Below are 19,908 nucleotides of genomic sequence, written 5' to 3'. Positions count from 1 at the left end.
CCCACGCGCGGATCCGCGCGTCCGCGTTACCGGTATGTAACGTTTGTGCCCAGTTTTTGCAAAGACTCCCAGCCGTACCTAGGGTCATTCTTATCTGCGCGGTCGACCGCACGCACGGTGGGTCCGCGCCATTCCCATGCACAGGAGGAACCTTGAAAATCAGACGCCTCGCAGCGGCTGGTGCCGTCATCGTGTCCGGTGCCCTCGTCCTCAGCGGCTGCTCTGCGCCCGCCCAGGAGTCCGAGGTCATCGCCGGCACTGAGATCACCGTGGCCTGGAACGACCCGTTCCTCGAGTACAACAACCTGTCGGCGACCGGCAACGCCACCGCCAACACGAACATCGTGTACCTGACGAACCGGGCCTTCAACTACTACGACGACGGCCCCTCGCTGGTGAAGGACACCGACTTCGGCACGTACGAGAAGGTCTCCGACGACCCGCTCGTGGTGAAGTTCACGATCAACGAGGGCGTCAAGTGGAGCGACGGCACCCCCGTCGACGCCGCGGACATGCTCCTCAACTGGGCCGCGAACACGACGAACGTGAACACGACCGAGGACGTCACGACGAACGAGGACGGCACGGTCTCCACCGGGGACGACCAGGTCTTCTTCAACTCGGGCGCCGTCAAGGACACCCGCCTCGGCCTGGTCACCAAGACCCCCGAGATCGGCGACGACGGCCGCAGCCTCACCTACACGTACGACCAGCCCTACGTCGACTGGGAGGTCGCGACCGGCAACGGCGTCGGCGTCTCCGCCCACGGCACCACGCAGCTCGCGTTCCCCGACGAGAACCTCTCGCCCGAGGACGCGAAGAAGAAGCTCATCACGGCGATCCAGGACAAGGACGCCAGCGTCCTCGCCCCGGTCTCCAAGGTCTGGAACGACGGCTACCGCTTCTCGGACATGCCGACGGAGCCCCAGAAGACCCTGGGCGACGGCGCGTACACGATCACCGACCTCAAGGCCGACCAGTACATCACCCTGACGGCCAACAAGGAGTACACCGGCGACAAGAAGCCGAAGTACGAGAAGATCACGGTCCGCTTCATCTCGGACCCGCAGGCGCAGATCCAGGCCCTCTCCAACGGCGAGGTCCAGATCGCGTCCGGCCAGCCCACGGCCGACCTCCTCCAGCAGGTCCAGGGACTCAGCGGCATCGAGTACAAGGGCCAGGCCGAGGGCACGTACGAGCACGTCGACCTCCAGGTCACCAACGGCGGCCCGTTCGACCCCGCGAAGTACGGCGGCGACGCCGAGAAGGCCAAGCTCGTCCGCCAGGCGTTCTTCAAGACGCTGCCGCGCGAGGAGATCCTCGACAAGCTGATCAAGCCGCTGCAGACCGACGCCGAGCTCCGCAACTCGAACGTCTTCGTTCCCGGGACGCCGAACTACGAGGCCTCGGTCGAGAAGAACGGCTACGCGCAGCAGACGGTCGACATCGAGGGCGCCAAGGCGGACCTCGCCAAGGCCGGCGTCACCGGCACGATCGACGCCCGCGTCATCTACGGGCAGGGCAACACGCGCCGCCAGCAGGAGTTCGAGCTCATGCGCCAGTCCGCCCAGCAGGCGGGCTTCAACCTCATCGACGTGAACAGCGCGACGTGGGGTGCCGACCTGTCCAGCAAGACCGACTCCTACGACATCGCCCTCTTCGGATGGCAGTCCACGAGCCTCGCGGTCGGCGAGTCCGGCCCGAACTACCAGACCGGCGGCATCAACAACTACTACGGCTGGTCCGACCCCGAGGTCGACTCGCTGTTCAAGCAGCTGGACACGGAGACCGACACGGACAAGCAGCGCGATCTGCTCATCCAGGCCGAGACCCTCATCCAGCAGCAGGGCTGGACGACCCCGATCTTCCAGTTCCCGGGCCTCACGGCCTGGAGCGACACGGTCACGGGCGTCAAGCCGGCGTTCCTGTCGCCGACCTACTTCTGGAACTACTGGGAGTGGGCCCCGGCGCAGGCCGCAGCCGAGTAGCACGGAAGCAGTGAGCGCCGTCCCCTGAACGGGAGGGTGCGAGGGTGCCGAGGCCTCCTGGCCTCGGCACCCTCTCCATGTCCGTTGCCGATTCGTGATCCACGGATCCGGCCGCGTATGCTCTCGTCGGGTCGGGTCACGAGCCCTGGCCGATCACAGAAAGGGACGTCGTCGCCCTGTGCTTACCTTCGTCTTGAGACGCCTCGTCGCGTCGTTCTTCGTCCTCCTGGGCGCCAGCTTCATCATCTACAACCTGGCGGCCAACTCGGGTGATCCCCTCGGGGACCTGCGCGAGAGCCCGTCGCCCAACCGCGACGCCCTCATCGCCGCCCGGACCGACCTCCTCGACCTCGACGTCCCGTCCCCGCTGCGCTACTTCCTCTGGCTCGGGGGAGTGTTCAAGGTGTTCATCGGCCAGATCGACCTCGGCAAGGCCATCGACGGCCGCGAGGTCAACGACCTCATCGCCAACGCCGCCGGCCAGACCATCCAGCTCGTGACGATCGCGACGATCATCGCCGTGCTCATCGGCGTCTCCATCGGCATGACGACCGCCCTCCGCCAGTACAGCGGCTACGACTACACGGTCACGTTCGCGTCGTTCCTCTTCTTCTCCCTGCCGATCTTCTTCGTCGCCGTGCTGCTCAAGCAGTACGTCGCCATCGGCTTCAACGACTTCCTCGTGAACCCGACTATTCCGCCGGTCCTCATCGTCGTCCTGTCGCTCGTCTCGGGCTTCGTGTGGATGAGCATCATCGGCGGCGACCCGAAGCCGCGCCTCATCGTGTTCGGGTCCGCGACGGTCATCACCGCGGCGGTGCTCGTGTACCTGCTCGCGACCGACTGGTTCTCGCGGCCCGGTCTCGGCATCCTCCTCATCGGCGCGCTCGGCGCGCTCATCGCGGTGCTCATCACGTCGCTGTCGACGGGGCTGCGCAACCGCCGTGCGTTCTACTCGGCGCTGGGGATGGCCGTCCTCGGCGCCGCGCTCTGGTACCCGCTGCAGTACGTGCTGACGGTCTCCGCGCCCTGGTGGATCACGATCGTGCTCATCGTCGCGTTCGCCGTGGTCGGCGTGGTCGTCGGCTACGTGGTCGGCCAGAACGACAAGCCCATCGTCGCCCGCGGCGCGGGCATCACGGGCGGCCTCGTCGCGCTGCTGATCATCGTCGACCGCGTCATGCAGGTCTGGCCCGACTACGTGACCAACACGCGCGGCCGTCCCATCGCCACCGTCGGCGCCGTCACCCCGGGCCTCCAGGGCTCGATCTGGCAGGGCATGCTCGACAGCTACACGCACCTCCTGCTGCCGACCATCGCGATCCTCCTCATCTCCGTCGCGAGCTACTCCCGCTACTCGCGGGCGAGCCTGCTCGAGGTGATGAACCAGGACTACGTGCGCACCGCGCGGGCCAAGGGCCTCACCGAGCGCACCGTGATCATGCGCCACGCGTTCCGCAACGCCATGATCCCCGTGGCCACCGTCATCGCCTTCGACGTGGGCGGCCTCATCGGCGGCGCCGTGATCACGGAGACGATCTTCGCCTGGAAGGGCATGGGCTCCGTCTTCCAGGACGCCCTGACCAAGACCGACCTCAATCCGCTGATGGGGTTCATCCTGATCACGAGCATCCTGACCGTCATCTTCAACATGCTGGCCGACATCCTGTACTCGGTCCTCGATCCTCGAATCCGGGTGAGCTGACACATGTCCAACGCACTGATGGGGAACCCCAACGACCCCCACAACGACCCGAACCTCCCCGAGGGCGGCGCGAACTCCGAGCTCACGATCGAGCAGCGCGAGGTCGAGGGCCTCAGCCAGGGCACCGTCGTCCGCCGTCGGTTCCTCCGCCACAAGGGCGCGATGACCGCGCTCGTGATCCTCCTGCTGATGGCGATCCTCGTGTACTCGTCCGTGGGCATCCAGTTCTTCGGCCTCCGCATCCCCGGCTGGTGGCTGTGGGGCTACGAGGACGCGTCGCCCATCGTGAACGGCGGCAACCCGACGTGGGTGCTGCCCTTCCAGTTCGGCGAGCACCCCTTCGGCCAGGACGAGATCGGCCGCGACATCTTCGCCCGCGTCATGCGCGGCACGCAGCAGTCCATCGTCGTGATGGTGCTCTACGGCATCATCGCCGCGTTCATCGGCATCGTCGTCGGCGCCGTCTCGGGCTTCTTCCGCGGACGCATCGACTCCCTGCTCATGCGCTTCACGGACCTCATCATCGTCATCCCCGTCATCGTCATCGCCGCCGTCCTCGGTCGCACCTTCGGCGGGCTCGGCGCGGTGGTCCTCGGCATCGTCCTCGGCCTGATCGGCTGGCCGTCGCTCGCCCGCCTGGTGCGCGGCGAGTTCCTCAGCCTGCGCGAGCGCGAGTTCGTCGACGCCGCCCGGGTCGCGGGAGCGTCGAACAGCCGCATCGTGTTCCGGCACATCCTGCCCAACGCGATCGGCGTGGTCATCGTGTCGACCACGCTGCTCATGAGCGCGGCGATCCTGCTCGAGGCGGCCCTGTCGTTCCTCGGGTTCGGCATCGTGAAGCCCGACGTGTCGCTGGGCCAGATCATCAACGAGTACCAGGGCGCCTTCGCGACCCGGCCGTGGCTGTTCTGGTTCCCGGGCCTGTTCATCATCATCATCGCGCTGTCGATCAACTTCATCGGCGACGGCCTCCGCGACGCCTTCGACCCGCGCCAGCGGCGCATGCCGGGCGGACAGGGCCCCTACAAGCAGATGTTCGCGATGCTCACGGGTCGCAACCGCCGCGACGCGGGTCCGACGACCGGATCCGGCGCCGAGGGCGTCCGCGTCCCGCCGCCCGTCGGATCCGCGCGTCCGGGCGCCCAGGCCGACGGCCCCGCCGACGGCCGGGCACCCGACGGCGCGGACGGCCGGTGACGGTCGCCGTGACGGCCCGGCCGCTCACCCGCGGCACGGCCGCCGGTCCGCTCTCAGACCAGGCCGCTCACCACGGTCGCGACGACGAGCACCGCGAGCACGGCGATCTCCGCCCAGTGAGTGCGGACGCGCCGGCCCTCCTCCTCGACCGGGCCGCCCAGGTGGCCCGCCTCGCGGAGGGCGGCCAGGCGCAGGCGGATCACCGTGGCCGCGTCGCCGGAGTCGGTGCGCGGCAGGTCGCCGCGGCGCGCGTCCTGCATCATGGCGCTGAGGTACGGCTGGTTCCGCTCCTCCTTCGTGGTGATGTAGGCGTTCGAGTGCCGACCGGGCGCCGGAGCGGCCCACGCCGTGACGCGCTCGTGCGCGGTCGTGATGTTCAGGGCCCACTTGGTGTCGACGTCGCGGATCGCGGGCCACGAGATCTCGTGCGTCCGGAGGACGTTGCGGATCTCCACACCCTCGGTCGCGATGCGCACCCGCGGGTGCCAGAAGACGAGCCACGCCGCGTAGGCCAGCATCACCGGGCCCCACGCGGCCGTCGGCAGGAGGTCGGCCCGACCCCCGACCACGGTGCTCACGAGCACCAGGACCGCGATCGCCGAGACGATCACGGTCAGCAGGCGTCCGAACGACGGGCGGATGACGACGGGCTGGTCCATGGCCACATCGTCCCACGGCCCGCATGGGCGCCCCTCGACACCCCCACTTCCAGCAGCCAGGAGGCCGCAGCATGAGCGCTCACGCGAACGGGGCGGACCCGATCGTCCCCATCCTCGAGGTCTCCGGCCTCGGCGTCGACTTCTGGGTCGGCGACGAGTGGATGCCCGCGGCCGTCGACATCGACTACCGGGTCAACCCGGGCGAGGTGCTCGCGATCGTCGGCGAGTCCGGCTCCGGAAAGTCCGTCAGCTCCATGTCGCTCCTCGGCCTCCTGCCGAAGAACGGCCGGGTCCGGGGGAGCGCGAAGCTCAAGGGCGTCGAGATGGTCGGCGCCGACCAGGCCACGCTCCGGAAGGCGCGCGGCAACGACATCGCCGTGATCTTCCAGGAGCCGATGACCGCGCTCAACCCCGTCTACACGGTGGGCTTCCAGATCGTGGAGGCCCTGCGGGTCCACCAGTCGATCATCCCGTCCGTCGCCAAGGTGCGCGCGCTCGAGCTGCTGAAGCTGGTCGAGATGCCGGATCCCGAGAAGGCGTTCGACTCCTACCCCCACCAGCTCTCCGGCGGCCAGCGCCAGCGCGCGATGATCGCGCAGTCGCTCTCCTGCGACCCCGACATGCTCATCGCCGACGAGCCCACCACGGCGCTCGACGTGACGATCCAGGCCGAGATCCTCGACCTGCTGCGGAAGCTCCACCAGCGCCTCAACAGCGCGATCGTCATCATCACGCACGACATGGGCGTGGTGGCCGACCTCGCGACCAACGTCATCGTGATGAAGAGCGGCCGCATCGTCGAGCGCGGCTCGGTGCGCGAGATCTTCCAGTCGCCGAAGGACCCGTACACGAAGCAGCTGCTCGCCTCGGTGCCGCACCTCGGCACGGGGGAGGCCTCGCAGGTCGAGATCGCCGAGCGCACCACCGAGCCCGCCATCTCCCTCAAGGAGGTGGACATCGACTACCCGAAGCTCGGCCGCGTGCCGGCGTTCCGGGCGGTCACGGGCGCCTCGTTCGACATCCACCCCGGCGAGGTCGTCGGCGTCGTGGGCGAGTCGGGATCCGGCAAGACCACCATCGCGCGCGCCGCGGTGGGCCTCCTCCCCGTCGCGGGCGGCGAGCTCACGGTCGCCGGACGCCGCATGACCGGCATCTCCGCCAAGGACCTGCGCGCCGTGCGCCGCGAGATCGGCATCGTGTTCCAGGACCCGGGCTCCTCGCTGAACCCGCGCTGGCCCATCGGCCAGAGCATCGGCGAGCCGCTCGAGCTCTCGGGGCAGTTCTCGAAGAAGCAGCAGAGCGACCGGGTCGAGGAGCTGCTCGACCAGGTGGAGCTGCCGCGCAGCTTCCGCAACCGCTACCCGAACGAGCTCTCCGGCGGTCAGCGCCAGCGCGTGGGCATCGCCCGGGCGCTCGCGCTGCGGCCCAAGGTGCTCGTGGCCGACGAGCCGACCTCGGCGCTCGACGTGTCGGTGCAGGCCCGCGTGCTCCAGCTGCTGCAGGAGATCCAGAAGGAGCTCCAGTTCGCGTGCCTGTTCGTGAGCCACGACCTCGCGGTGGTCGACCTCCTCGCCGACCGCATCGTCGTGATGAACCACGGGAAGATCGTGGAGCAGGGGCCGACCGAGTCGATCCTCCGGAACCCGCAGCACCCGTACACGCAGAAGCTCATCGCCGCGGTGCCGCTGCCGGACCCCGACCAGCAGCAGGAGCGCCGCCAGCTCCGCGAGGCCCTGCGCGACCAGCAGCCGCCCGCGGCCTGATCCGCACCCCGCACGACCCGGCCCGCCGTCCGTCGCACCCCCTCGCGGGGGCGCGCGGGCGGCGGGCCTCGTCGTGCCCCTCGCGTAGGATCGACGGCGATGGACAGCGACACGCGAGGCCCCGAGGCCGCACGAGCCCGGCGCCCGCGAGGGATCCGCCGGGTCGTCCGCGGCGCATCCGCCGCCGTCGCGCTGGCCCTCGTCGCGGGCCTCGCCGCCTGCTCGCCGACCACCGGCATGGTCGCCGACACGGAGATCCGCGCGGCGCTGCCCACCTCGTTCACCTCCTACAACGCGGCGTCCCGCACGGGTTCCACCGACGGCAACCGGGAGATCGTGCACGCCACCAACTCGCGCTTCTCGGAGGTGTCCGCCGACGGGTCCGTCGCGACCGATCCCGGGTACGGATCCGCGCAGGTCGTCTCCCGCGACCCGCTCACCGTGCAGTACACGGTCGCGGAGGGCGTGCGCTGGTCCGACGGCGAGCCCGTCGACGCCGCGGACCTCCTGCTCGCCTGGGCCGCCGGGTCCGGCGCGCTCGACACCCCGGGCTTCGACGCGTCCGGCTACGTGGACGAGGCGACGGGCGGCTACACGGGCGGCCTCCCCGGCGGGACGGTCTTCTTCGACGCCGCGACCGACGAGGTGCTCACGCACGTGACCCGCACGCCCGAGATCGGCGACGGCGGCCGCTCCATCACCATGGTCTTCGACGAGTACACGCCCGACTGGCGGCTCGCCTTCGAGGTCGGCCTCCCCGCGCACAGCGTGGTGCAGCTCGCCCTCGACATGTCGAGCCCGGGCCGCGCGAAGCAGACGCTCGTCGACGCGGTCCAGGACCGCGAGCCCGAGCTGCTGTCACCCATCTCCGACGCGTGGAACCGCGGCTTCGGCGTGGCCGAGATCGCCGCGCACCCGGACCGGGCGGTCGGGTCGGGACCGTACGCCGTCGAGTCGATCGACCCGGGCGCCTCCGTCACCCTGCGCGCCAACCGGTACTACAACGGGCTGCACCGGCCCTCGGTCGAGCGCATCGTCGTGTCCACGATCGAGCATCCCGACGCCGCGGTCGCCGCGCTCCGGGCGGGGGACGTCGACGTGATCGCCCCCGAGGCCGACGCGGACGTGGTCGACGCGCTGGCCGAGGTCGACGGCGCGAAGGTCGTCACGGGCGCGTCCCCGACGTGGGAGCGGCTCGACCTCCAGACGCTCGGGGCGCGGAACGCGGCCATGTCCGACGTCGCGGTCCGCACCGCGTTCCTCTCCGTCATCCCGCGGGAGGCGATCGTCCGGGAGGTCGTCGCGCCCGTGGATCCCGACGCGACGACCCGCGACTCCTTCGTGCTCGCCCCCGGCGCCGACGGCTACGACGACCAGGTGCGCGCCAACGGATCCAGCCGCTTCGACGAGGTCGACCTCGACGAGGCGCGCCAGCTGCTCGCCTCCGTCGGACAGGCCGCACCCGAGGTGTGCGTGCTCTACGACCCCGCCGACCCGCGCCGCGTCGCCGCGTTCGAGGCGATCCGCGACTCCGCGCAGAGGGCCGGCTTCGTCGTGACCGACTGCTCGACCCCGCAGTGGGAGAGCGTCCTCGACCAGCCGGGCGCGTACGACGTCGCGCTCGTCGACACCGAGGACGCCTACCCGTCGGTCGCCGGCATCCGCCGGGCGCACGAGGAGCGTGCCGACGCGCGCGACGGCCTCGCCACGGTCGACCCCGACGTGGCGTCGCTGTTCGCGTCGCTCAGCCGCACCGAGGACGACGACGCGCGCGGCGAGCTGCTGCTGCGCCTCGACCGCCGCATGTACGGCGACCGGGCCGGCCTCCCGCTCTACCAGCGGCCCGCGGTCGCGGCCATGCAGGGGAGGGTCGGCGGCGTCCAGGTGTCGCCCCACCAGGCCGGCATCCTCGACGACGCCTGGCGCTGGACGCTCGCTCCCGCCGCTCCCTGAGACCGGGTTGCGTCGGCACGGTAGGCTATGGGTCGCTGGGAATAGCAGACGGCGGCTCTTCGCCCTCCTCCCTTGATGACAAGGCCGGCACCCTCTCCACTGAAGGACAGCACTATGGCGCTAGTCGCGCGCAACGACCTCCGCAATGTGGCCATCGTGGCCCACGTGGACCACGGCAAGACCACCCTCGTCGACGCCATGCTCAAGCAGACGAACTCGTTCGACGCCCACTTCGAGGGCGAGGACCGGATGATGGACTCGAACGACCTCGAGCGCGAGAAGGGCATCACGATCCTCGCGAAGAACACCGCGGTGCTCTACAACGGGAAGCACGCGGACGGCTCGCCCATCGTCATCAACGTGATCGACACCCCGGGCCACGCGGACTTCGGCGGCGAGGTCGAGCGCGGCCTCTCCATGGTCGACGGCGTCGTGCTCCTGGTGGACGCGTCCGAGGGCCCGCTGCCCCAGACGCGCTTCGTGCTCCGCAAGGCGCTCGAGGCGAAGCTGCCCGTGATCCTCCTGGTCAACAAGACCGACCGTCCCGACGCGCGCATCGACGAGGTCGTGGCCGAGAGCCAGGACCTCCTCCTCGGCCTCGCGTCCGACATGTCGGACGAGCACCCGGACCTCGACCTCGACGCGATCCTCGACGTCCCCGTCGTCTACGCGTCCGGCCGCAACGGCGCCGCGAGCGACAACAAGCCCGAGAACGGCGAGCTGCCCGACAACGAGGACCTCGAGCCCCTCTTCAAGGCGATCCTCGACCACGTCCCCGCGCCCACCTACGACGACGAGCACCCCCTCCAGGCGCACGTCACCAACCTCGACGCGTCGCCCTTCCTCGGCCGCCTCGCCCTCCTCCGCGTCTTCAACGGCACGATCAAGAAGGGCCAGCAGGTCGCCTGGGTCAAGCACGACGGCACCGTCAAGAACGTGAAGATCACCGAGCTCCTCATCACGAAGGCGCTCGACCGCTTCCCGACCGAGTCCGCGGGCCCCGGCGACATCGTCGCCGTCGCCGGCATCGAGGACATCACCATCGGCGAGACGCTCGCCGACCCCGAGGACGTCCGCCCGCTGCCCACCATCACGGTGGACGACCCGGCCATCTCGATGACCATCGGCACCAACACCAGCCCCCTCATCGGCAAGGTCAAGGGCCACAAGCTCACCGCGCGCATGGTCAAGGACCGCCTCGACCGCGAGCTCATCGGAAACGTCTCCATCAAGCTGGTCGACATCGGCCGGCCCGACGCGTGGGAGGTCCAGGGCCGCGGCGAGCTCGCGCTGGCGATCCTCGTCGAGCAGATGCGTCGCGAGGGCTTCGAGCTCACCGTCGGCAAGCCGCAGGTGGTCGTCAAGCAGGTCGACGGCAAGGTGCACGAGCCCTACGAGCACCTCACCATCGACTCGCCCGAGGAGTACCTCGGCGCGATCACGCAGCTCCTCGCCGCCCGCAAGGGCCGCATGGAGGGCATGAGCAACCACGGCACCGGCTGGGTCCGCATGGAGTTCGTCGTCCCGTCGCGCGGCCTCATCGGCTTCCGCACCGAGTTCCTCACGATCACGCGCGGCGCGGGCATCGCCAACGCCGTGTCGCACGGCTACGAGCAGTGGGCGGGCGAGATCACGACCCGCGTCAACGGCTCGATCGTCGCCGACCGCGCGGGCGTCGCCACCCCGTTCGCCATGGTGGCCCTGCAGGAGCGCATGTCGTTCTTCGTGGAGCCGACCCAGGAGGTCTACGAGGGCATGGTCGTCGGCGAGAACTCGCGCGCGGACGACATGGACGTCAACATCACCAAGGAGAAGCAGCTGACCAACATGCGTCAGTCCACCTCCGACTCCTTCGAGCGCATGACGCCCTCGCGGAACCTGACGCTCGAGGAGTGCCTCGAGTTCGCCCGCGAGGACGAGTGCGTGGAGGTCACGCCGGAGTTCGTGCGGATCCGCAAGGTCGAGCTCGACGCCAACGCGCGACAGCGCAAGACGTCGCGACTGAAGAAGCAGAACGCCTAGGTCGAACATGACCACGACGAGCCCGTCCGCACGGTCCCTCCGCAGGAGGGGGCTGGCGGCCGGGCTCGTCCTCGTCCCGGGCCTCGTGCTGGGCGGCTGCAGCGCCGTCGGCGACGCCGTCCGGGATGCGGCCCAGGAGGGCGCGAAGCAGGTGCGCCACAGCGTCGAGGACGTGGTGGGGGACACCCTGGGCAAGGTGCAGGTCTCCACGGACGGGCACGTGCCGGACTCGTTCCCGTCCGACGCCGTGCCCTTCGCCGAGGGGCGGCTGCTCGGCGGGGGCGCCGCGACCGAGGGCGCCGGCTGGGTCGCGCAGGTCGCGGTGCCGGACGTCGAGGGCGGGTTCGCCGACGCGCGGGCCAAGCTCGATGCGGCGGGCTACGCGGAGGACTCCGACGTCGCGGGCGACGCGACGAGCGGCTACGGCCGCTTCACGACGGACGCGTACAGCGTCATCGTCACGGTGTCGGCCGACCTCGGGTCGCCGGTCGCCACGTACGTGGTGCTGCCCGCGGCCTGATCCGCCCGGCGGCCGGTCACGGCCCGAGGAGCGTCTCGCCCACGTAGCCGTCGCGGCTCGCGCCCGGCGGGACCGCCCAGATCCCGCTGCCCACGTGCCGCAGGTACTCGTTCATGGCGTCGTGCGCGAGGCTCCGCTGGATGGGGATGAACTGCGTGCGCGGATCCCGCTGGAACGCCAGGAAGAACAGGCCCGCGTTCAGCCGCCCCAGCTCGTCGTTGCCGTCGACGAAGTTGTAGCCGCGGCGCAGGAGCACGGCCCCGTCGTTCGCGTCCGGGTGCGCGAGGCGCACGTGCGACGCCCGGTCGATGAGCGGGGCCCCGCCACGGCCCGTGGCGGCGAAGTCCGGGGCGGTGTGCTCCTCGCCGCCGCTGAGGGGCGCGCCCGAGCCCTTCGTGCGGCCGACGACGCGCTCCTGCTCGCGGAGCGACGAGCGGTCCCACGTCTCGATGGTCATGCGGATGCGGCGGGCGACGAGGTAGGAGCCGCCCTGCATCCAGGCCTCCGCGGGCGAGGACCCGGCGTCCGCCCAGACGTGGTCCTCGACCTGGCGCGTGTCCTCGGACTTCACGTTCGCGGTTCCGTCCTTGAAGCCGAAGAGGTTCCGCGGCGTGACCTGCGCGCGGCTCGTCGACGAGGTGCGGCCGAAGCCGAGCTGCGACCAGCGGATGGACGCGCGGCCGAACGCGATGCGCGAGAGGTTGCGGATCGCGTGCACGGCCACCTGCGGGTCGTCGCTGCACGCCTGGATGCAGAGGTCGCCGCCCGTGGCCTCGGGCACGAGCGCGTCGCCCGGGAAGCGCGGCAGGTCGACGAGCGCGGCCGGACGGCGGTCGGCGATGCCGAAGCGGTCGACGCCCTCGGCCGTCGTGAACAGCGACGGGCCGAGGCCGAACGTGATGGTGAGGCCGGCGGGCGGGAGGTCGAGCGCCTCGCCGGTGTCGTCGGGCGGGGAGTCGTACGCGCCCTCGACCGCGCCGAGCGCGCCCGCGGGGCCGCCCGCCGTCATGCGCGCCGCCGCCGCGCTCCAGTCCCGCAGGAGCGAGACGAGGCCCGCGCGGTCGATGTCGGCGACGTCGAAGGCGGCGAAGTGCAGCCGGTCCTGCGCGGGCGTCGTGATGCCCGCCTGGTGCGGACCGTGGAAGGCGTACGTGGATCCGCCCGCGGCCCGGCGCGCGCCCGCGAAGGCGCGGTCGGCCATCACGCCGGCGGCGGATCCCACGAGGCCGCCGCCGAGCGCGCCCGCGCCGAGGAGGCCGAGGATCCCGCGGCGGGAGACGCCGCGGGGCGCCGTGGCGTCGGCGTCGGGTGTCACGGCGTCCGCGGCGTCCGCGGTCGGAGCGCTCTCGATCCCGCTCATCAGCCGACGAGGGTGCCGGTGAGCTTCGACAGCGGCTCGGCCAGCGCGTTCACGCCGTCCGCGAGGCCCTTGACCTGCTCCTTCGTCAGCCGGTCGTAGGGGGTGAAGCCCTCCTCGAGGGATCCGTACGCCGCGAGGTCCTCCTCGAGGGACGCGAACCGCGCGTCGAGCGTGGCGACGAGCTGCGGGTCCTTCGGGGCGACGATGTCGCGGACGCCCTCGTACGCGACGCGCGCGCCCTCGAGGTTCGCCTGGAAGTCCCAGAGGTCCGTGTGCGACCAGATCTCCTCCTCGCCGGTGATCTTGCCCGACGCGACCTCGTCCATGAGGCCCACGGCGCCGTTGGAGACCGTGGAGATGTCGACGGAGAAGTCATCCGCGTGCACGGCGTCGTAGAGGCGCTGCGTGTCGGCGGTGAGCTCCTGGGCGAAGTGCGCGCGATCCGCGGCGCCGAGGGGCGAGTAGACGTCGCCGCCGTTCGCGTCGGGCGCGGGCTGCCAGAGGTCCTTCTCGATGCGGTGCCAGCCGGTCCACTCGGTGCCGGGCTCGACGTCCGCCTCGCGGAAGTCGATCTCCGGGTCGAGGTCGCCGAACGACTCGGCCACGGGCTCGACGCGCTCGTAGTACGCGCGGGCCGTGGGGTAGAGGGAGCGCGCGCGGTCGTCGTCGCCCGCGAGGTACGCGTCGGCGAACTCCTGCGTGGCGGGGAGGAGCCGCCCGACCTGGTCCTTGACGTAGGCGAGGTAGGCGGCGGCCGCGTCCTCCCCCTGCTGCTCGGCGTCGCCCGCGAGCGCGACCTGGTCGCCCGTGACGGTGAAGGGCGCACGGCCGACGCCGTCGCCCACCATGCCGGGCTTGCAGACGGTGTAGTAGCTGCCGGGCTGCGCGGTGAGCACGAGGTCGCGCTCGATGCCGGGGCTGACGTTCTCGACCTCGCCGACGATGCGGAGGCCGTCGTCGGCGAGCAGGTAGAACTCCGTCACCTGGTCGGTGGAGTTCGTGACGTGGAACGACACGGTGCCGCTCGGCGCCGTCGCGGCGGAGACGGTGCAGGCGTCGGCCGAGCTGTCGACGGTGAGCTGCGTGACGCCCGACGCCGCGGCGGCGCCGTCGTCGCCCGCGGATCCGGCGGGCGCGTTCGCGACGCACCCCGAGAGGGCGAGGGCGGCGCCGGCGATCAGGGCGGCGGCGGGGAGGGCGGAGCGGTTCATGGGTCCTCGTGGGGGAGCGGGCCGGCGGTGCCGGCGGTGGACGGGGCGGGGAGCGGGAGGGGCGGGCGGCGGTCAGCGCGCAGCGGCGTCGGCCGGCGCGTCGGCGAGGCGGGGAGCGGCATCCGCGGGCGCGGCGGACGGTGCGAGCCGCGCGCGCCGGCCGCGCCGCGCGAGCGCGAGGTAGGTCGCGAGCGTCGACACGACGTACAGCACCCACGTGATCGCCTCGAGCCAGGTGGTGGCGGGGGAGAAGTTGACGGTGCCCTTGAGGAGCGTGCCGTACCAGGATCCGGGCGGCACGGCCCCGGAGACGTCGAACGCGAGCGCGCCGATGCCGGGCAGGATCCCCGCCTCCTGCAGGTCGTGCACGCCGTACGCGAGCACGCCGCCGGCGACCACGATGAGGAGCGCGCCCGTCCAGGTGAAGAAGCGCGCGAGGTCGATGCGCAGCACCCCGCGGTACACGAGCCAGCCGAGCGCGACGGCGGTCACGATGCCGAGGCCCGCGCCGACGAGGGGGAGGGCCGTGGCGCCCGTGGCCTGCACGGCCGACCAGAGGAACAGCGCCGTCTCGATCCCCTCGCGGCCGACCGCGAGGAACGCGACGGCGACGAGGCCCCACGCGGCGCCCTGGATGGCCCGGTCGACCGCGCCCTGCAGCTCGGAGCGCATGTCCTTCGCGGTGCGGAGCATCCAGAACACCATCCAGGTGACGAGGCCCGTGGCGACGATGGAGAGGGATCCGCCGATGGCCTCCTGCGCCTCGAAGGTGAGGCCGTAGGCGCCGTAGGTGAGGATCGCGCCGACCGACAGGGCGAGGAGGACCGCGAGCCCGACGCCGAGCCAGAGCCGGCCGAGCACGTCGCGGCGGCCGATCCTGACGACGTAGGCGATGAGGATGGTGACGACCAGCGCGGCCTCGAGGCCCTCGCGCAGGCCGATCAGGTAGTTCGCGAACACGGGTGCGCCTCTCCGGGCGGCGGGCGCGGCGGGGGCGCCCTATTGCTGAGGTGGGGAAATGTAGGTGAGGCTTGCCTTACCTCGTGCACAGTAGCGCGGGGGCCGGGACGCGTCCAGTCGCCGTCCCCCGACGGGCGCCCAGCATCGGCCGCGCGGGCCGCGGCTAGGATCGCCGGATGATCCCCGGCACGTCCCGACGCCCCGATCGGGCTGCCCGCACCCGCCGTCCCGAGCGCGAGCACGTGCTCCTCGTGCACGCGCACCCCGACGACGAGAGCATCGTCACGGGCGGCACCATCGCGCGCCTCGTCCGGGACGGCGTCCCGGTCACCGTCCTCACCTGCACGCGCGGGGAGCGCGGCGACGTGATCCCCGAGGACATGCGGCACCTCGAGGGCGACCTCCGCGCGCTCGCCGACCACCGCGAGACCGAGCTGGCCGAGGCCATGGCGGCCCTCGGCGTCACCGACCACCGCTTCCTCGGTGACCCCGACGCGCGCTGGCGCGGCCTCGAGCCGCGCCGCTACGTCGACTCCGGCATGGAGTGGGGCGACGACGGCGTCCCCGTCGCCCTCCGCCCGCTGGATCCCGACTCGCTGTGCGCGGGCGACGAGGCCGACGAGGCGCGCGACGTGCTCGCCGTCATCGCCGACGTCGACGCCACGAGCGTCATCACGTACGACGACCACGGCGGGTACGGCCACCCGGACCACGTGCGCACGCACGTCATCGCGACCTGGGCGGCGGAGGAGGCGGGGGTGCCCGCGTACCTCATCACCACGACCGCGTCGTCGGCCCGCGAGGCGCACGAGCTCGTCCGCGCGCGCGGCCGGTTCCCCGCCCCCGACCCGGATCCGGCGGGCACGCTCGTGCTGCCGGACGACCAGGTCGACCTGACCGTGGACGCGTCCGAGGTGCTCGACGCCAAGATCCGCGCGATCGCCGCCCACCGCACGCAGACCGTGGTCGACGGCGACCAGTTCGCGCTGTCGCACGGCATCGGCGCGCCCATCTCGCCCGTGGAGATGTTCCGGCTGCACCGGCCGGCGGGCGCCGCGCCCGACGACGACGCACCCCGGCCGCCGCGCGGCGCCCAGCGCGTCGGCACCGCGCTCGCCTCCCTCGTGCTCGGGATCCTGGTGGGCGCGGTCGGCACGGCCGCGCACCGGGCGACGCTCCCCGTCGGCCCGATCGCGCTGCCGATCGGCCTCGCGCTCGCCCTCGTCACGCTCGCGTGCCTCCTGGTCGCGTTCCGCCTGCTCCTCGTCGACCGGCTGCACGCGCTGTGCCTCGGCCTCGGGGTCGTCGCGGCGGTGGCGGTGCTCGGCACGCGCGGCCCGAGCGGATCCGTGCTCTTCCCGGACGACGGCCTGAGCCAGGTGTGGGCGATCGCGCCCGCGATCCTCGTCGCCGCCGTGGTCGTCTGGCCCCGGTTCGCGCGGCGCCCCGCCGACGCCGGAGCGGGCCCGGACGCCGCCCCCGGTGCGGCATCCGGCGAGCGGCCCGCGGCCGGGACGCCGTCCCGCGCCGCGTAGACTCGTCGGGCCGCACCGCTCCCGGAAGGACCCGCCCGAAGTGACCTACGTCATCGCCCTGCCCTGTGTCGACGTGAAGGACCGCGCCTGCATCGACGAGTGCCCGGTGGACTGCATCTACGAGGGCGAGCGGTCGCTCTACATCCACCCGGACGAGTGCGTGGACTGCGGTGCCTGCGAGCCCGTGTGCCCCGTCGAGGCGATCTACTACGAGGACGACCTGCCCGAGCGCTGGAGCGACTACTACACCGCGAACGTCGAGTTCTTCGCGGAGATGGGCTCGCCCGGCGGCGCCACCAAGGTCGGCGTCACGCACTCCGACCACCCCGTCATCGCCGCGCTCCCGCCCCAGAACGGCTGACGCGCGTGGCCCTCGGCGAGCTCCCCGACTACCCCTGGGACCTCATGGCCCCGTACGCCGAGCGGGCCGCCCGGCACCCCGACGGCCTGGTCGACCTCAGCATCGGGTCGCCCGTGGACCCGACGCCGACGCTCATCCGCGACGCGCTCGCCTGGGCCACCGACGCGCACGCGTACCCGACCACGGTCGGCACGCCGGAGCTCCGGCAGGCGATGGTCGACTGGCACGCCCGGCGCCGGAACGCGACCGTCGGCGCCGACCAGGTGCTGCCGACCATCGGGTCGAAGGAGATGGTGGCCTGGCTGCCGTTCATGCTCGGCCTCGGCGAGGGCGACGCGGTCGTCCACCCGCGGGTCGCGTACCCCACCTACGCGGTGGGCGCGGCGCTCGCGGGCGCCGAGAGCGTGCCCGCGGACGACCCCGCGGAGTGGCCCGCGCGCACGCGCCTCGTGTGGCTCAACTCGCCCGGCAACCCCGACGGCCGCGTGCTCGGCGTCGACGAGCTGCGCGCCGCCGTGGCCCGCGCCCGCGAGCTCGGCGCCGTGATCGCGAGCGACGAGTGCTACGCCGAGCTCGGCTGGGAGGGGGAGTGGTCCGACGGGCCGACGCCCTCGATCCTCGACGCGCGCGTGGTCGGCGACGACCACTCCGGCGTCCTCGCGCTCTACTCGCTGAGCAAGCAGTCGAACCTCGCGGGCTACCGGGCCGCGCTCGTCGCGGGCGACCGGGAGCTCATCGCCCGGCTGATCCGCGTCCGCAAGCACGCCGGGCTCCTGCCGCCCGCGCCCCTCCAGCACGCCATGACGGTGGCGCTCGGCGACGACGCCCACGTGCGCGCCCAGCGCGAGCTCTACCGCGCCCGCCGCGCCGTGCTCCGGCCCGCGCTCGAGGACGCCGGCTGGCGCATCGATCGCAGCGAGGCCGGCCTCTACCTCTGGGCGACGCGCGGCCGTGACGCCTGGGAGGGCATCGCCCAGCTCGCCGACCTCGGGATCCTCGCGGGCCCCGGCCCGTTCTACGGCGACGCGTCGCCCGAGCACGTGCGCCTGTCGCTCACCGCGACGGACGAGCGCGTCCGGGCCGCCGCCGAGCGCCTCCGCGCGGGCGCCGTCGCCGCCGCGTAGCACGACCTCCAACGGATCCGGCCGGATGCTGGCGGAGGCGACAGTGTCCCTGTCGGCCCTTTAGGCTGTAGTCGGCTCGGATCCCGACGCCGCGACGGCGCCACGAGCGCCCGGCGGCGCGCATCCCCCCGGGCCTTCCACACCAGACTCGAGGAGGCGCCGTGACCGATGGCGGGCAGCAGGCGGACCAGAAGCCGACGGCGGAGGAGAAGCCGACCGCGACCCTGACGTACCCGGGCGGCCGGGTGGAGTTCCCCATCCTCCCCGCGGTCGACGGCGCGTCGAGCATCGACATCTCGGGGCTCACGAAGAGCACCGGCCTCACCACCCTCGACAACGGCTTCGTCAACACCGCGTCGACCCGATCGGCCATCACCTACATCGACGGCGAGCAGGGCATCCTCCGCTACCGCGGCTACCCGATCGAGCAGCTCGCGCGGAACTCCAGCTACCTCGAGGTGGCCTGGCTCCTCATCCACGGCGAGCTGCCCACGAGCGACGAGCTGGGCGGGTTCGAGGACGACATCCGCCGCCACACGCTCCTGCACGAGGACTTCAAGGGCCTGTTCCGCGCCCTGCCCACCAACGCGCACCCCATGTCGGTGCTCTCGAGCGCCGTGTCCGCGCTCTCCACCTACTACGAGGACTCGCTGAGCGTCCACGACCCCGAGCAGGTCGAGATCTCGACGCTCCGCCTGCTGGCGAAGCTGCCGGTCATCGCGGCGTACGCGCACAAGAAGAGCCTCGGCCAGGCCTTCCTCTACCCGGACAACTCGCTGTCGTTCGTCGACAACTTCCTCCGCCTGAACTTCGGCAACAACGCCGAGCCGTACCAGGTGGACCCCGTGGTCAGCCGCGCGCTCGAGCGCCTGCTGATCCTGCACGAGGACCACGAGCAGAACGCGTCGACGTCGACCGTGCGGCTCGTCGGATCCACCGAGGCGAACATGTTCTCCTCCGTCTCCGCCGGCATCGGCGCGCTCTTCGGCCCGCTGCACGGCGGCGCGAACGAGGCGGTGCTCTCGATGCTCGGCCGCATCCGCGACTCCGGCGAGGGCGTCGACCGCTACGTGGAGCGCGTGAAGAACAAGGAGGACGGCGTCCGCCTCATGGGCTTCGGGCACCGCGTCTACAAGAACTTCGACCCGCGCGCCCGCCTCGTGAAGGAGAGCGCCGACGAGGTGCTGGAGGCCCTCGGGATCCAGGACCCGCTGCTCGACATCGCCAAGGAGCTCGAGGCCGTCGCGCTCGCGGACGACTACTTCATCGAGCGGAAGCTCTACCCGAACGTGGACTTCTACACGGGCGTCATCTACAAGGCGATGGGCTTCCCCACGCGCATGTTCACGGCGCTGTTCACCATCGGGCGCCTGCCCGGCTGGATCGCGCACTGGCGCGAGATGAACGAGGACCGGTCGACGAAGATCGGCCGCCCGCAGCAGCTCTACATCGGCCAGGGCGCGCGCGACCTGCCGCAGCGCGACTGACGCGGCGCCGGTCCCGCCGCGGCGCGACGACCCTCCAGGGTGCGTCACGCAGCGGTCCCGCCG

At 71.9% G+C, this 19,908-nt stretch carries 15 protein-coding genes; 11 read left to right on the top strand and 4 right to left on the bottom strand.

The annotated features are described in order from the left end of the window. Positions 1-152: 152 nt before the first annotated feature. The 3 genes from AES38_RS10660 to AES38_RS10650 all read left to right on the top strand — a co-directional run bounded on the left by AES38_RS10660 (position 153) and on the right by AES38_RS10650 (position 4,890). A complete protein-coding gene (locus AES38_RS10660; RefSeq protein ID WP_053774957.1) occupies positions 153-1,988 on the top strand; it encodes an ABC transporter family substrate-binding protein in 1,836 nt (611 codons plus the stop codon). Positions 1,989-2,166: 178 nt separating this feature from the next. Next, complete coding sequence (locus AES38_RS10655; RefSeq protein WP_053774956.1) at positions 2,167-3,693, top strand: ABC transporter permease; 1,527 nt, start codon at positions 2,167-2,169, stop codon at positions 3,691-3,693. A gap of 3 nt (positions 3,694-3,696) precedes the next feature. Continuing rightward, positions 3,697-4,890, top strand: coding sequence for an ABC transporter permease (locus tag AES38_RS10650; protein WP_053774955.1), 1,194 nt, complete (start codon positions 3,697-3,699; stop codon positions 4,888-4,890). Positions 4,891-4,943: 53 nt separating this feature from the next. Here the strand turns inward: AES38_RS10650 and AES38_RS10645 are convergent, their stop codons facing one another. Then, positions 4,944-5,549 carry a PH domain-containing protein gene (locus tag AES38_RS10645; protein ID WP_053774954.1) on the bottom strand — a complete coding sequence of 202 codons (606 nt, stop codon included), beginning with the start codon at positions 5,547-5,549 and terminating at the stop codon, positions 4,944-4,946. A gap of 71 nt (positions 5,550-5,620) precedes the next feature. On the opposite strand from AES38_RS10645, the gene AES38_RS10640 reads away from it, so the two are divergent. The 4 genes from AES38_RS10640 (at position 5,621) to AES38_RS10625 (ending at position 11,807) form a co-directional block, all read left to right on the top strand. Beyond that, positions 5,621-7,312 carry an ABC transporter ATP-binding protein gene (locus tag AES38_RS10640; protein ID WP_053774953.1) on the top strand — a complete coding sequence of 564 codons (1,692 nt, stop codon included), beginning with the start codon at positions 5,621-5,623 and terminating at the stop codon, positions 7,310-7,312. A gap of 99 nt (positions 7,313-7,411) precedes the next feature. Next, a complete protein-coding gene (locus AES38_RS10635) occupies positions 7,412-9,265 on the top strand; it encodes an ABC transporter family substrate-binding protein (protein WP_053774952.1) in 1,854 nt (617 codons plus the stop codon). A 114-nt stretch (positions 9,266-9,379) separates the two neighbouring features. After that, complete coding sequence (gene typA / locus AES38_RS10630) at positions 9,380-11,287, top strand: translational GTPase TypA (RefSeq protein WP_053774951.1); 1,908 nt, start codon at positions 9,380-9,382, stop codon at positions 11,285-11,287. Between the two features lie 7 nt (positions 11,288-11,294). Then, the gene (locus tag AES38_RS10625) at positions 11,295-11,807 is read left to right on the top strand and encodes a hypothetical protein (RefSeq protein WP_053774950.1); all 513 of its coding nucleotides are present in this window, start codon (positions 11,295-11,297) and stop codon (positions 11,805-11,807) included. 16 nt (positions 11,808-11,823) lie between these two features. On the opposite strand, the gene efeB is transcribed toward AES38_RS10625, so the two are convergent. The 3 genes from efeB to efeU all read right to left on the bottom strand — a co-directional run bounded on the left by efeB (position 11,824) and on the right by efeU (position 15,338). Beyond that, positions 11,824-13,167, bottom strand: coding sequence for an iron uptake transporter deferrochelatase/peroxidase subunit (efeB, locus tag AES38_RS10620; protein WP_053774949.1), 1,344 nt, complete (start codon positions 13,165-13,167; stop codon positions 11,824-11,826). Beyond that, complete coding sequence (gene efeO / locus AES38_RS10615) at positions 13,167-14,378, bottom strand: iron uptake system protein EfeO (RefSeq protein ID WP_053774948.1); 1,212 nt, start codon at positions 14,376-14,378, stop codon at positions 13,167-13,169. Before efeO ends, efeB begins: the two co-directional genes overlap by 1 nt. Positions 14,379-14,450: 72 nt before the next feature. Then, a complete protein-coding gene (gene efeU, locus AES38_RS10610; protein ID WP_053774947.1) occupies positions 14,451-15,338 on the bottom strand; it encodes an iron uptake transporter permease EfeU in 888 nt (295 codons plus the stop codon). 176 nt (positions 15,339-15,514) lie between these two features. Between efeU and AES38_RS10605 the strand changes: the two genes are divergently transcribed. The 4 genes from AES38_RS10605 to AES38_RS10590 all read left to right on the top strand — a co-directional run bounded on the left by AES38_RS10605 (position 15,515) and on the right by AES38_RS10590 (position 19,845). Continuing rightward, a complete protein-coding gene (locus AES38_RS10605) occupies positions 15,515-16,873 on the top strand; it encodes a PIG-L family deacetylase (protein WP_053774946.1) in 1,359 nt (452 codons plus the stop codon). A gap of 40 nt (positions 16,874-16,913) precedes the next feature. After that, the gene (fdxA, locus tag AES38_RS10600; RefSeq protein ID WP_043674720.1) at positions 16,914-17,234 is read left to right on the top strand and encodes a ferredoxin; all 321 of its coding nucleotides are present in this window, start codon (positions 16,914-16,916) and stop codon (positions 17,232-17,234) included. A 5-nt stretch (positions 17,235-17,239) separates the two neighbouring features. Continuing rightward, positions 17,240-18,358 carry a succinyldiaminopimelate transaminase gene (gene dapC / locus AES38_RS10595; RefSeq protein ID WP_053774945.1) on the top strand — a complete coding sequence of 373 codons (1,119 nt, stop codon included), beginning with the start codon at positions 17,240-17,242 and terminating at the stop codon, positions 18,356-18,358. 161 nt (positions 18,359-18,519) lie between these two features. Then, positions 18,520-19,845: a citrate synthase gene (locus AES38_RS10590; protein ID WP_072174636.1), complete on the top strand. Its 1,326-nt coding sequence runs from the start codon at positions 18,520-18,522 to the stop codon at positions 19,843-19,845. Positions 19,846-19,908 lie beyond the last annotated feature (63 nt).

The sequence above is a fragment of the Clavibacter capsici genome, from assembly GCF_001280205.1.
Taxonomy (GTDB): Bacteria; Actinomycetota; Actinomycetes; order Actinomycetales; family Microbacteriaceae; genus Clavibacter; species Clavibacter capsici.
This window is presented reverse-complemented; position numbering and strand designations above follow the sequence as displayed.

Coding starts and splice junctions, on each gene's coding strand:
- efeB (WP_053774949.1), bottom strand. CDS start 13,167: ATGAGCGGGATCGAGAGCGCTCCGACCGCGGACGCCGCGGACGCCGTG.
- typA (WP_053774951.1), top strand. CDS start 9,380: ATGGCGCTAGTCGCGCGCAACGACCTCCGCAATGTGGCCATCGTGGCC.
- AES38_RS10650 (WP_053774955.1), top strand. CDS start 3,697: ATGTCCAACGCACTGATGGGGAACCCCAACGACCCCCACAACGACCCG.
- AES38_RS10605 (WP_053774946.1), top strand. CDS start 15,515: ATGATCCCCGGCACGTCCCGACGCCCCGATCGGGCTGCCCGCACCCGC.
- AES38_RS10635 (WP_053774952.1), top strand. CDS start 7,412: ATGGACAGCGACACGCGAGGCCCCGAGGCCGCACGAGCCCGGCGCCCG.
- AES38_RS10625 (WP_053774950.1), top strand. CDS start 11,295: ATGACCACGACGAGCCCGTCCGCACGGTCCCTCCGCAGGAGGGGGCTG.
- AES38_RS10645 (WP_053774954.1), bottom strand. CDS start 5,549: ATGGACCAGCCCGTCGTCATCCGCCCGTCGTTCGGACGCCTGCTGACC.
- efeO (WP_053774948.1), bottom strand. CDS start 14,378: ATGAACCGCTCCGCCCTCCCCGCCGCCGCCCTGATCGCCGGCGCCGCC.
- AES38_RS10640 (WP_053774953.1), top strand. CDS start 5,621: ATGAGCGCTCACGCGAACGGGGCGGACCCGATCGTCCCCATCCTCGAG.